Origin of the sequence: Embleya scabrispora (assembly GCF_002024165.1) — a bacterium.
GTDB lineage: Bacteria > Actinomycetota > Actinomycetes > Streptomycetales > Streptomycetaceae > Embleya > Embleya scabrispora_A.
Genome location: NZ_MWQN01000001.1, coordinates 3,531,917 through 3,545,105 on the forward strand (window position 1 = coordinate 3,531,917; position 13,189 = coordinate 3,545,105).

Consider the following 13,189-nt stretch of genomic DNA (forward strand, 5'->3'; position numbering starts at 1 on the left):
GGGTTCACCGGTCGTCCTCCCGTGAATGCGGCGGGCACGGGATCGTCACCCGCACGAGGGTCGGCCCGCCCGGCGGGCTGGACACCCGGATCGTGCCGTCGACGACCGCGACCCGGTCGGCGAGTCCGGTCAGCCCGGTGCCGTCGGCGAGGCGGGCGCCGCCGCGTCCGTCGTCCTCGACGTCGACGGTCAGCCGGCCGTGCCGCACGCGGGCGGTGAGCCGGATGGTGTCGGCGGCGCTGTGCCGGAGCGCGTTGGCCAGTGCCTCGGCGGCGGCGAAGTACGCGGCGGTCTCGACCGCTTGCGGTGGGCGGTGCGGCAGGTCGATGTCGGTGTGCACGGGCAGCGGGCAGAACTCGGCGAGTTCGTACAGGGCCGCGCCCAATCCCCGGTCGGTCAGTACCTGGGGGTGGATGCCGCGGATCAGTTCGCGCAGGTCGGCCATCAGGGTCTTGGCCTGGTCGTGTGCCCTGGCGACGGCCTGCCCCGCCGGGGAGTCGGCGGGCAGGTCCATCCGGGCGAGGCCCAATTGCAGGGTCAGGCCGAGGAGTTGCTGCTGAGCGCCGTCGTGCAGATCGCGTTCGATGCGGCGGCGCTCCGCGGCGAAGCCGTCCGCGAGGCGCGACCGGGAGCGGGTGACCTCGACGAGGCGGGTGGCGAGCGGGTCGGGGCGGGGCTCGACCAGGGTCCGGGACAGGGCGGCCTGCGCCCGGACGAGGGTGGTCAGGACCACGATGCCCAGGATGCCCGCAGCGAGCCCGGCGGCGCAGTACGGGAGCGCGTCGGGGACGCTGCGCGCGTGGCCGATGCCGAGTGCCACCGGGCCGCCGCTGCTGCGCGCCACCACGAGCGGCGCGGCGAGCCATACCGAGCACAGGACGACCCAGGTCGCCGCGAGCAGTACCAACCCGGGGCCCGCGACGGCGACCAGGTACCCGGCGGCGACCTCCCGCCAGGCGCGGGCCGTGGTGTACCTCGCGCGGAGCCGAACGGCACCGGGGCGCGGCTCGGGATCGCCCGGCTCGGTCGGCGCGGGTGCCAGGACGCGCAGCCGGCGGCGTTCGAGCGCGGCCAGCGGAGCCGCGGCCAGGGGCGCGACGCCGACGGTAAGGAGGATTCCGAACGTCAGGAGCGCGGCACGGCGGACGGCGTCCTCCCACGAGGAGATGTCGGCCGGCCGGGTGCACGCCATCAGCAGCGGTGTCGTGAGCGTGCCGAGGATCACCAGGGCGAGGAGGCCGACCGGCAGGCCGAGGGCGAGGTAGGCGAGCCGGCGCAGCCGCCGCTGCGGGCCCGCGCCGGCGGTGCGGTCGGCGGTGCGGTCGGGGGTGGTGCGGTCGGGGGCCTCGCGGGTTCCGGGCCGCCGGCGGCGAAGCAGGGTGTACGACGGCACGGCGGTCCTTTCGTGATCGGCGGCGGCGGTGCGCACACCGTACCCACCGAGCCGCCGGGTCCGAGCGCCCCTGCCTCGGCATTGCGGCCGCGGGGTCGGCGCCGCCCGAACGGCGCGCTGCGACGGGCCGCGGCCCTCACGTACGCGCCCCGGCGAGCCGCACCGGCCGCTCCCGCGTCGCCGTTCGCGCGGTTCCCACGGCGGCCACCGCCGCCACGGCGAACGCCGCCGGCACGATGGTCGCCAACATCCCCCACGGCACCACCACGATCGCCGTCCCCGTCGCGGCCGCCGTGCTCCTGGCCGTGCCGGCCATCCCCGCCGCCGCGACGAGACCGCCGAGCAGGAGGCCGATCGTGGTCACGGCACATGCTTCGACGAGCGCCATCCGTACCACCTGCGGGCGTTCGAGGCCGCCCAGCCGGAGGACCGCGAACTCGGCGCGGCGTTCGGCCGTGGCGATGACCAGCGCGTTGACCACGCCGATCAGGGCGTAGACGCCCGCGAGTCCGAGCAGTACCGCGAAAATCTTGTCGTTGCCGTCCTGCTGCGCATCGGCTCTGCCCTGCGCCCATCGCGCCACGGTGGTCGACTCGCCGAGTCCCGCCGCGCGGATACGCTTCGCGACCTCGGCGACGGATGCGCCCGGCGCGACCATCAGCACGGATTCCGCCGGCGCGGCGGCGACGAGATCGGCGGGCAGTGCCTCGCGCGGAATCAGGAACTCGTCCCCGATATCCAGGGTTTCCGGAAGTACCGCGACCACCCGCAGGGTGCGCTCGTGGCCCGCGACATCGACGCTGACGGTGTCGCCGACACGCGGGGGACGGTAGCCCTCGGCGGGCACCGCGGAGCCGACGGCCACGGTGTCGCCGCGAAGGTCGGCCAGCGAGCCGGACGCGGGCGCGAGCGTACGGGCCCGTGCGTAGGCGGCCGGGTCGACGGCGATCACCCGCTCGTCGAACACGTGCGGCCGCGCCGCCTCGGCGCCGTCGCGGCGAACCTCGGCGGTCACCGGCACCGGTACGGTCAGCCGGGTCGACACGTCCGCCACGCCGGGGATCCCCGCCAACCGCGCCGCCCGCGCGCCGTCCACCGACGTGACGACGAGGTCGCCGCGGGTCAACCGCTCCTGCTCGACACCGATCGACCGCGCCAACACCCCCAGCGCGCCCGACAATCCGAGGACCAGCGAGACGAGAGTGATCAGCGGCGCCGCGACGGCCGCGTTGCGACGCACGCCGTCACGGATGTTCGCCTCGGCCAACGCACCCAGCGCGCCGCGCCGCAACATCAGGCCGAACACCCTTGCCACCAGCGGCACGACCAGCGGAGCGAGCGCCGACAGCGCCACCGCGCCGACGACCGCGAGCACCATCGCGATGGTGACCGCGCCGATCATGTCGGCGGCCTGCGCGCCGACGGCGAGCACGATCGACAGGGCCAGGCACGACAGGCCGACACACCACCGGCCCGGCGTCATCACGCGAGCCGCCGCGCCGGTGTCGTACATGGCCTCCAAGGGGCGGATGCGTCCCGCGCGCCGAGCCGCGTTCCACGAGCCGAGCAGGGCGATGCCCGTTCCGGTGGCGCCCGCGACGAGCACGGCCTTCCAGTCCCAATACGTGGGTCGGAACCCGGCCGGTACGAAGCCGACGTGTTCCAGCAGCCGTGCCTGGACCCACGTCGCGACCAGTCCCAACGGAGCGCCGCACAGCGCACCGACGACACCCAGCAGCAGCGACTCGGCCGCGAGCAACCGCCGCACCTGGCCGCGACCGCCACCCAGTACGCGCAGCAGAGCGAGGTCCCGGCGGCGCTGGGCGACCGCGAAAGCGCAGGTCGAGCCGACGACGAAGACCGCGAGGAACACCACGAGCGGGACCTGAAGCCCCATCAGCATCGCCGCACCGACGAAGCCTTCGCGCATCTCGTTGCGTTCGGCGTGCGGCAGATCGGACGGGATGACCGGATCGGACACCGACATCAACACCAGCAGCGACGCCTGGACGAGCGCGACGCCCAGCGCGATGGCGACCAGCGCACCCGCGAACAACTGCTTGCGGTCGCGCAGCGTGCTCAGGGAAAGCGTGAACATCGGCTCACACCTCCAGCGACACGAGGCGATCGGCGATGTGCCGCGCGGACGGCCGCTCGATGCGATCGACCACCCGCCCGTCCGCGAGGAACACCACGGTGTCGGCGGCCGCGGCGGCGACCGGATCGTGCGTAACCATGACGATCGACTGCCCCGCGTCGTCGGACATGCCCCGCAACAGCCCCAACACGGTGCGGGCGGACGCCGAATCGAGCGCGCCGGTCGGCTCGTCCGCGAACAGCACCCTGGGCCGGGTGACCATCGCCCGCGCCAGCGCGACGCGCTGCTGTTGCCCACCCGACAATTCGCGGGGGCGATGCCGTCCCCGGTCGGCGAGCCCGACGTCGGCGAGCGCGGACCGGACGTCCTCGCGCCGCACCCTACGTCCCGCCAGCCGCAGCGGCAGCGCCACGTTCTGCTCGGCGGTCAGGGAAGCGACCAGGTTGAAGTTCTGGAACACGAACCCGACCGTGCCGCGCCGTAGTCGGGTCAGCCGCCGGTCGTCCGCGCCGGTCAAGTCCTCGCCGAGGAGGGTGACGCGGCCCGAATCCACCGTGTCGAGCCCGGCGGCGCAGTGCAGCAGCGTCGACTTGCCCGACCCCGACGGCCCCATCACCGCGACCCAGGTCCCGGCCCGGAGCGACAGGTCCACACCGTCCAACGCCCGCACCCGCGCGTCGCCGCCGCCGTACCCGCGCACCGCCTGCCGCATCTCCAGGACCGGTACATCGGGCCGTGCCGGACCGGGCCGTACCGGCTCCGAACCCCTCGGCGCGTACTCCACTCTGCCGCCCACGTCGTCCTCCCGGCCCTCGCGCGCCGCCACGGTGCGGGCGGTACTCGAAGTCCATCAACACGGGCCGCCGAGGGCACTCGGGGAGGCAGGCGGATCCCGGGTATCCCTAGGCATACCCGCCGGCGACGATCCGCGCGGACGCGTCGACGTCCCGCCGTCCCGCTAGCGGTGCGCGCCGTGCACGATCAGCGCCCAGGCCAGACAGGCGAACGCCGCCGTGTGCAGGCACGCGCGGACGATGTTCCAGGCGACCCACGTGCCCTCGAACTCCGCCCGGACCGCCGCCGGTTGCCCGACCCGGCCGCGATCACCGGCATCCGCCAGCCGGTTGTTGAGGGGCACGTTGACGCCGGCGGTGACCACGAAGGCCACCAGGTACAGCGCGAGCGCCGCGAGCACCCACGGCAACACGGGCCGGCCCTGGTCGCGCCAGGCCTGGACGGCGGCCAGACCGAGGAGGGGGATCGTGCCCATGAACGGAAGCATGAAGGCCGGGTTGAGGATGGCCTTGTTGATGTCCCGCATCGCCTCGACGAACGTGTGGTCGGACGACCGGCCGAGACCCGGCATGACCGAGTAGGAGAAGGCGGCGAACAGTCCGGCCATCAGCCCGGCGAAGACAACGGCGGTGAGCAGCACGCCCGTCTGCAGGTGTTCCATGGTGCGTCCTCCTGATTGCCGGCCACATCGACGACGCGGCCACGAGGGCGTCGCCGCAGCTCAACCATCGGACCCGGGGCGCACCGCCGACAACGGCCGTTTCCGCAAGGCGCGTTAACCTGACGGTTAACGCCACGGCTGTGGGCCGGGGTGGCGCCGGCTGAGGCGTGCCATCGCGGCTCAGACACGAGCTGTGTGGGCCGCCCGATACCGGCTTTCGGAGCCGGGCGGCGAAGTACCGGCCGGAGCCCGCTTCTTGGCGATTCGGCGCGCTGTCCGGACGCGTGTCCGAGGCTCTTCGGACAATTCCGTCCGACAGGTTGCCCGGTTCCTGGCAGGATGCCAGCCCAGTGGGGTGCGGTGCCGCCGCGGTGGGTACGTCGGGGCGAACCGGGGTCGAATGCGGTGACGAGAGGCAGTCGATGGAGTTCGAGGATCGGGTCCCGTTCGTGGTCCGGCTGGAGTCCGAGGATCGGCAGGCCCTCTTCGCGCGCGGAACCCGCCTGGTTTTCCCCATACGCCAGGTGCTTCTGCGCCAACACGAGCCTTCGGCGCACGTGCTGATCCTGCTCTCCGGTTGGACGAAGGTCACTTCGGCCGCAGCGAACGGCTACGAGGCGCTGCTGGCACTGCGCGGGCCCGGCGACATCATCGGAGACGGTGCGGCGGTCAGCGGACGGCATCGGTCGGCGACCGTCACGGCTTTGAAGCAGGTGGAGGCATTGGCTGTCGAGACCGAGCAGTTCAACGCCCTTCTCGACGAACGGCCGGGCATCACCAAAAAGTTGCTGGCGCTGACCGCGGACAGGACTCGTGACAGCGACCGTCGGCGTGTGCAGTACGCGGCCATGAACGTGCAGGAACGACTAGCACTGCTCCTCCTGGAATTGATGCGCGGTCACGGTCGGGACTCCCAGGAGGGGGGGGTGCGACTCACTCCCGGGCTCACCCAGAGTGAGCTGGCGGGTTCCGTGGGCGCGTCCCGGGAAGCGGTCGCGCGTCTGTTGAAAGACCTGCGCGAGCGCGGAATCGTGCGCACCGAGCGCCGCAGCCTGGTGGTCATCAGGCCGGAGGCGCTTCGGAGGATGGCGCGCCATGACGTTCGCTGAGCGGGCACTCGCCCGGCCGGACGGCAGGTCCCGTTCTGTGCAGACGGTCACAGTTCGACAGTGCCGGTTTCCATCGCGCGGCAACCGTCTCCTCTGACACCGTCTCGGGTATCCAGCCGGGCCTTGGGAGCCCGTTCCTCCAGCGGAAGGCAGCCATGGGTGAGCCGGTAAACCGAACGATTCTGCTCTTCGACACCGAGCGGTTCAGTCATCGCGACGACGTCGTACAGGCAGTCCTACGGCGGAGTCTGAACGCGATCGTCGACCAGACACTGGTGGCCGCCGGTGTCGAGGCGACGCTCCAGTACCGCGAGGACCGCGGCGACGGCATGATCGTGCTGCTCGGCGCCGATGTGGCCAAGACAGCCGTTCTGCGCTCCCTCCTGACGCTCACCCCCGAGTTGCTGCACGACCACAACCGCCTCGCCTCACGTAGCGCGCAGATGCGGCTGCGGATGGTGTTGGCCGCCGGTGAGATCACGCACGACCCGCACGCCGGCACCGTCGGCGGGATCGTCGGGCACGATCTGAACCAGGCATGTCGGCTGCTCGACTCGGACGCGCTGCGTACCGCGTTGGCCGAACGCACGGACGAGGAGAGCGTGCTGATGGTCAGTACGCAGGTCTACGAAGGTGTGGTCCGGCACGGTTATCGGGGGGTTCGGCCGGAACATTTCGAACGTATCGAGCTGGAGGTCAAGGACGGTGTGGTCGGCGCGTGGCTGCACAACCGGCACGGGGCAGCGGGTGGTTCGCAGACGGGGGATCCGAGTCGGACTGCTCGACCCCGGTCCGCTTCACACGCGGCGGTGGGCACGGAAGGAACGGGCACGGCAGGCGACGTTCCACAGTCATCCCGGGCGCAGGCCCAAGAGCGGCCTGTAGGGGCGGTGTTCCATTTTCACGGGACCCCAGAGGTACACGGATCCATCGTCGGCGGCGACCAGCACGGAGTCAGCGGAGGTCGGGTCACCGGTGATGTCGTCCTCGGCGGCGTCGTCACCAAGGGAGCCCCGGCTTCCGACAGCGAGGACGGCAGGAGGTCGTCGTGAGTCCCGCACAGGGGGCACAGGCTCCCGGACGCGATGGGGTCGCGACGGAACCGGGCCGCGAGTCCACGCCGCCGGAGCCCGCCCCGACACCCGGTGACCCGGAAACGCCCGCGGCCCGAGAGCAGCTCGATCACGACGACGAGGGCGACACCGGCGGCGAACACGCGTGGGACTCGCGACGCGATCTGTACCGGCACAGCCCCGGCATCATGCTGGACCACTCCGCGCGGCTGGGCGGCTCGCTTGTCGGCGGGGATCAGCACGGAGTGAGCGGCGGTCATGTCACCGGCGACGTCATCCTCGGTGGCAGCAAGATCGAGTACCACCTCGGCGGTGACGGCGAAGAGACGTCCGGCGAGATCCCGGTCGCCGAGGTCGAGGCGCTCGCCCTGAGCTTTGTTCATTCGACGACTCCGCAGGACGAGGAGTCCGACCGGGTGCCGGCCTCCTGCGGCGAGGCCGACGGCCCATGGCGATCCGACAGTCCCTTCGGCTTGGCACTCGACCGCCTCCGGCGGCAGCGGGTCGCGGTCATCTCCGGCCCGGCGACGACCGGTCGCCGTACCGCCGCTCTCATGTTGCTGCGTGCCGCCGGATCCACCACGTATCGGGCGCTGGATCCCGCGCTCTCGCCCGGGCGCTATGCCGGGGAACTTCGTTCTCGATGCGGGCACTTGCTCGCCGACTTCGCAACCAGCGCCGAACGGCCGCTGCGTGAACACCACGTGCGGGCCCTGAGCGAGAAACTGCACGCCACCGAGAGCCACCTTGTCATCGTGGTCGGGCCTCACCCGGTCGTTCAAGGCGTCGACTTCGTATCGTGGCAGCTGCCCGAGCCCGATCGGATTCTGTGCGGACACTTGCGTCACAAGGATCTGGGCGGACGGGCGATCGAGGACTTACTTGCCTTACCTGCGGTTCGGTCGGTGCTCGCGCACCGGCGCCCCGTGGCCGAACTGGCGCGATTCGCCGACCGCATCGCCCAACACGCGTGCGGTGCCCTCTCGTTGGACGGCCTCGCCATGTTCGGCTACTACGCCGCCGAGCGGCAGGTGCGACGGTGGTTCGACGGCACGGATCAGACCCTGCACGACAAGGCGTTCCTGGTTGCCCTGGCCGCCTTCGACGAGGCCCCCTACGCGTTGACCGCCGAGTTGAGCGATGCCTTGTTCGGGCTCTTGCAGCGCATCGAGAATCCCGACGAGCCGGCCTGTATCCCCGTCTTCGGTACCTCCAGCGCCCAGCGTGTCGAGCTCGCTCAGGCGGACCGCTACCAGGAGGCCGAGCAAACCGAGTGGGGGCCGGTACTTCAGACGAAGATCCAGTTCCGGGACCGACTCACCGCCATCACCCTGCTCCGCGAGGTCTGGACCGGACATCCGTCGGCACGTCCCGCCATGGTCGCGTGGCTGCGAAGGCTGGCATTCGATCCTCGTCCGCTCGTTCGCAACCGTGCCGCCTCCACGACCGCCGTACTGGCCCAGGCGGATCTTCCCTCGACCATGGCCCTGCTCATCCAGCCCTGGGCGGCCGATCGACGATTCCGCGCCCGGCTCGCCGCCGCGAGCGCGCTCGCCCTCGCCCATCACCTGGGTGCCCCGCACGTGCCCCACATTCTTCGGGAGTGGTGTGCCGCGCCCGATCACCACATGCGCCGGACGGCCGTACGCACCTACGCACTCGTGGGCGAGACCTTTCCCGGGCACGCCCTCACGGCGTTGATCGAGGCTGTGCGCGCCCTGGAGTCACGAGGCAGCGGTCCGGCTCGTGCGTGGCCCGAGGAAATCGACGAGATCGCCCAATCCGCCGCGACACTGCTGCTCGCCGCAGACCAGTACACGGCCTTGTCGGAGGACGGCGGGCACGCCGACGGCGCGCAGGGCACCGAGGTCGCGGGTGGCCCCGGTGTGGGTGCCGCAGCGGACACCGCGACCGGGCTGTGGCCCAGGCTGGTGCCGTTGACACGCCACAGCGCCACGCGGGAGTTCGCCCTGCGCACGGTCATCCACGCGTGTGGGCCCACGGACGGCCCGCCCGACACCGGACGTCCGCTCCTGCTCGACCTCTTCGCCCGCGCGCGGAGTGCACCGGCGACTCCGGGTGCCTTCCTGCGGCAGTCTCTCGCAGCCCTGTGGCGCAGCATCCTCAACGATCCGATGTCCTCGGTATCCGGCCTCGAAGCCATGCGCCGATGGATTCGGGCCGCCGACCGCGACCCGGATGCCGAACGCGCCCTCGCGGAGCTGCTCCCGATGCTGGCCGTCACCGCCGAGGACGCGAAACGGCTCGTCTATCTCGTGGACAACCTGCGCGGCGGGGACAGCGAGCAGGTCCCGCCGGCTGTCGCGCGGCGACTTCGCGCGACGTTGCCGGTGCCGGGACCATCGGCGCGACCGTCCTCCGATCCGACACCGTAGGCGCGGCCGACACGACACCAGCCTGAACCGATGCCGATCGCCCGCACTGGTTCGACCCGGCCCCGGCCGACGCGACGAGCCCGCACCGGTTCCTGCCGTCCGGACCCTCTCAAGGAGAGCCAACGCATGATGAGCCCGCCCCCGCAGTGGGAACAGAACGCGAACCGGGACACGCACATCGTCGACCCGGTGGTCACCATTCAGGAGCTGTCACGCTTCAAACCGCTGCGCACCACCAGAATCGACTACGCCCTGGTCTTCACCACCGCCAAGGGAGGTCTCGACACCTTCCTGCCGCCGCATCGTCCGAGCCGCGCCGAAATTGCCACCCGCCGCTGGACCAGCGTCTACTCGGTGGACGTGGGCCTGCACGAGGCCCGGGCCGTGCTCGCGCTGCCCAGCAGCAACGACGCCTTCCCCTTCGAGGTCACCATGGGCTGCGACTGGCAGGTCGCGGACCCGGCGGCGTTCGTCGCCAGTGGCGAACGCGATGTCCCCGCCATGGTGCAGCGGCTCGTCGACGGTCTCATCAGGCCCGTGCTGCGCGCGTACGCGATGGAGGACAGTGCCGTTGCGGAGAAGGACGCACAGGGCGTGCTGGCCGCGGCCGGTCCGCTGGGTAGCGCGGCCGGACTGCGCGTGCGGTGCGGCATTCAGGTTCGGCGGGACGAGGCCGCCCTGGAGCATGCTCGGAAACTGCGCGAGATCGAGTTCGCCCGGCAAACGCTCGATCCGCAGCACACGCTGCTGATGCGGGAGGAGGAACTGGCGGCGGAGCGTGCGCTCGCGCAGGGCCGACACCGGCATCTGATCGAACTGCAGACCCAGAACCTGGACCACCAGAGGGAGTTGGTTCGCGGCGAGCAGGAACTGGAACGACAGGCGATCGAGGCGCAGAAGATCCGGTACTACACCCATTACCTGGAGCGAGGCGGACCGAGCGCGATGGCGTTCCAACTCGCACAGCGCCCGGAAGACGCGCGTCTGGTCATGGAGAACCTCCGGCAGGATCAACTCAACGCTCTACAGGCCCAATTGCAGGTTGCGCTGCAAGCGCTCGGCGGCGGCCCCGGCGGGTTGGAGGAACACCAGTTGGACGAACCGCGCAGACTCGCGGCGAACGTCATCAGGGAGGTTCTGAGCGCGAGACTCGGGCCCATGGCACCCGGCGGGGAGCCCGTCGTGGAGGAGGCGTCGTCCGAGACCACGAGGATCGAGTCCCCCGCAGATGCCGATGCCGATGCCGAGGTCGTCACGGCCGCTCCGGTGGAGGCCGGCTTGGACACCGGCGATGCGCCGCCGCAGGACGCGGGTGCCGTGTTCGGCTACCGGGTCCCGAATCCGCCGCCGGTCCCATGACGCCCGCAGGGCAGGCGCCGGACCCTCCCGCGCGAACCTTCGACCTGCGTACCGCCGAGCGGCTCCTGAAGGACCTTCGGCAGGAGGCGGCCAGGGTGGACACCAAAAGCTCCGTGCTGGTCGGAGCCCAGGGCATGGTTGCGGCCGTGCTCGTCGGTGTGCTCAGCACGCGTGGTTGGCATCCCGGCGGACTGGCCGCGCTCGGCCAGTGGTTGTGGTGGACCGGCACGGCGTGCCTCATGGTCTCGCTGTCCGCCCTTTTGATGGCGGTGACCCCGCGTTACCGGGCGCGCGCATGGCAGCCGGGAATGCCCATCACCCACTTCGCCGACATACGGAGCGCCGCCGGCCACAGGCCCACGGCGCTGGGGGAGGCACTGCGGGACACCGAGCGCGCCCCCGAGGCCACGATTCTCGTCGCGCTCACGGAGAACAGCCGGATCGTGGCGGGCAAATACCGGTCGTTGCGCATCGGTACGGCCTGCTTCGTGGCTGCACTGATCCTGCTGCCGGGCTCCCTCCTTGCCGCGTAAACGACGGCGCGCCTTTTCCGGCATCCAGGACGATCCCCAGGAGATCCACTGCCATGTCTGCGTACGAGCCGGACGCAGTTTCGGACCCGAGCCCGAACACCGGGGCGGGACCGACCCCTCCGGATACGGGGGCCGGAGCAACTCCTCCTCCGGATACCGGGGCCGGAGCAAGTCCCCGGAGAGACGGACCGCCGCCCTACCCGAGCGCTGTCACACCGCAGGGCGGGGACGGCACCGCGCCCGCGTGCCCGGAGCGGCCGCCTGTATACCCCGGCTTCGGGACGGACGTGGAGGCACCACCGGCATACCCGGGCACCGCTATGCCGGTGGGGGCCGACGAGCCTCCGGAGTACCCGGGCGTGGGGAGGCCGGTGGGGGCGGACGTGCCCCCGGAGTACCCGGGTGCGGCGATGCCGGCGGGGGTCGACGTGCCCCCGGAGTACCCGGGCATCGCCATGCCGGTGGGGGCGGACGCGCCTCCGGAATACCCGGGTGCGGCGATGCCGGCGGGGGCCGACGTGCCGCCGGAGCACCCGGGGCCCATTCCGCCACCACGCGCGGCGCGGTCGGTACCGTCGCCCGCCGGAGCCGGTCGGGCGTCGCCGAGCGCTCCGCACGTGTCGCCCACAGGTACGCCGACCTCGAACACCGTGGTACCGCCTCCGCAGTCGCCGGCGCACATCGAGATCAGCCCCCGAGTCAGTGCCGATGAAGGTGGTTCCGAGCAGGACGACTTGGCGCTGTTGTCGGGACGCAGGCATCTCAAAGCGCGTCAGCGTGGCGTAGACCGCGCCGCGCTCTGGCAACTCGTGGTGACCCTGCCAACCGCATTGGTCAGTCTGTTCGTCGTGGCGGCCGTGTTCACCGTGATCAGCCCGGTCCTCGGGGCGCTCATGATGGTCGCCTGGCTGTTTTCCGGGCCTCTGGTCTTCCACCGGCGTACAGAGGCGGCCATCGCCCGACATTTCATGGGCATGTGTCGTCCAAGCCCGGCGGACGCGCGGCGCCTGGAGGAAGTATGGGGGGAGGTGACTCGTAGGGCAGGTGTGCGACAAGAGACCTATGAGCTGTGGATTCAAGAGCGCGGGGAACTCAACGCCACCGCGGCGGCGGGTCACATCGTCGGCGTGACCAGGCACGCGATGGACCGGTTGCCCAACTCCCAACTGGCCGCGATCCTCGCCCACGAGTTGGGTCATCACGTCGGCGGCCACACCTGGGCCGGGATGCTCGCCGACTGGTACGCGCTCCCGGCCCGGACGCTGGGGCGGTGGATCATCGCCGGTCTCTCCAAGCTCGTGTCCTCGAGGAACCGGCACGGCCTCGCCTGGGGCGGTTGTCTTTCCCTGCTCCTCCTGCTGTTTCTCTACACGCTGGCCTTCACGCTGGGGATGTGGTGGCTGGTCCTGCTCGTCGCGGTCACCCCACTGCTCATCTCATGGCTCCACCGCCGTGCCGAAGCCAGAGCGGACGACTACGCGTGCGGCCTCGGATTCGGCGCCGAACTCATGGCAGTACTCGCCCAGGAGCACCAAAACCGAACCACACCGCCCCCAACCGCCCCGTGGCCAAACTCCACTCCCGCCCACCCATCCCACCCCGGCACCGCACACACCAGGGTCAAGGGAGCCCACCGAGACTACGCAGCACGCCTCCGACACCTACAGCAAGGCATCCATCCTCCAAAACGATGACGTCCAAGGCAACGTCGGCCCCTCATCGATCTACCAACGGGGGCCGACGCTTCGCCTGTTCAGACCGGCGGAGGATAC

General features: G+C 71.3%; 10 protein-coding genes. 6 read left to right on the forward strand and 4 right to left on the reverse strand.

What is annotated here, in order from left to right; genetic code table 11:
* Positions 1-4: 4 nt before the first annotated feature.
* The 4 genes from B4N89_RS15715 to B4N89_RS15730 form a co-directional block, all read right to left on the reverse strand.
* Positions 5-1,393, reverse strand: a complete 1,389-nt coding sequence (locus B4N89_RS15715; protein ID WP_235618634.1) for a sensor histidine kinase — start codon at positions 1,391-1,393, stop codon at positions 5-7.
* A 136-nt stretch (positions 1,394-1,529) separates the two neighbouring features.
* Positions 1,530-3,491, reverse strand: a complete 1,962-nt coding sequence (locus B4N89_RS15720) for an FtsX-like permease family protein (protein WP_078976459.1) — start codon at positions 3,489-3,491, stop codon at positions 1,530-1,532.
* 4 nt (positions 3,492-3,495) lie between these two features.
* Entirely contained in the window at positions 3,496-4,203 is a 708-nt protein-coding gene (locus B4N89_RS15725; protein ID WP_078979388.1) for an ABC transporter ATP-binding protein, read from the reverse strand.
* A 246-nt stretch (positions 4,204-4,449) separates the two neighbouring features.
* Complete coding sequence (locus B4N89_RS15730) at positions 4,450-4,947, reverse strand: DUF1772 domain-containing protein (protein WP_078976460.1); 498 nt, start codon at positions 4,945-4,947, stop codon at positions 4,450-4,452.
* Between the two features lie 422 nt (positions 4,948-5,369).
* Between B4N89_RS15730 and B4N89_RS15735 the strand changes: the two genes are divergently transcribed.
* The 6 genes from B4N89_RS15735 to B4N89_RS15760 all read left to right on the forward strand — a co-directional run bounded on the left by B4N89_RS15735 (position 5,370) and on the right by B4N89_RS15760 (position 13,111).
* Positions 5,370-6,056: a Crp/Fnr family transcriptional regulator gene (locus tag B4N89_RS15735; protein ID WP_078976461.1), complete on the forward strand. Its 687-nt coding sequence runs from the start codon at positions 5,370-5,372 to the stop codon at positions 6,054-6,056.
* Between the two features lie 155 nt (positions 6,057-6,211).
* Positions 6,212-7,108, forward strand: coding sequence for a hypothetical protein (locus tag B4N89_RS15740; RefSeq protein ID WP_078976462.1), 897 nt, complete (start codon positions 6,212-6,214; stop codon positions 7,106-7,108).
* On the forward strand, positions 7,105-9,525 hold the full coding sequence (locus B4N89_RS15745) for a hypothetical protein (RefSeq protein ID WP_078976463.1): 2,421 nt from the start codon (positions 7,105-7,107) through the stop codon (positions 9,523-9,525). Before B4N89_RS15740 ends, B4N89_RS15745 begins: the two co-directional genes overlap by 4 nt.
* A 126-nt stretch (positions 9,526-9,651) precedes the next feature.
* Positions 9,652-10,884, forward strand: a complete 1,233-nt coding sequence (locus tag B4N89_RS15750; RefSeq protein ID WP_078976464.1) for a hypothetical protein — start codon at positions 9,652-9,654, stop codon at positions 10,882-10,884.
* Positions 10,881-11,417, forward strand: coding sequence for a Pycsar system effector family protein (locus B4N89_RS15755; protein WP_078976465.1), 537 nt, complete (start codon positions 10,881-10,883; stop codon positions 11,415-11,417). Before B4N89_RS15750 ends, B4N89_RS15755 begins: the two co-directional genes overlap by 4 nt.
* A gap of 734 nt (positions 11,418-12,151) precedes the next feature.
* Positions 12,152-13,111 carry a M48 family metalloprotease gene (locus B4N89_RS15760; RefSeq protein ID WP_161500731.1) on the forward strand — a complete coding sequence of 320 codons (960 nt, stop codon included), beginning with the start codon at positions 12,152-12,154 and terminating at the stop codon, positions 13,109-13,111.
* Positions 13,112-13,189 lie beyond the last annotated feature (78 nt).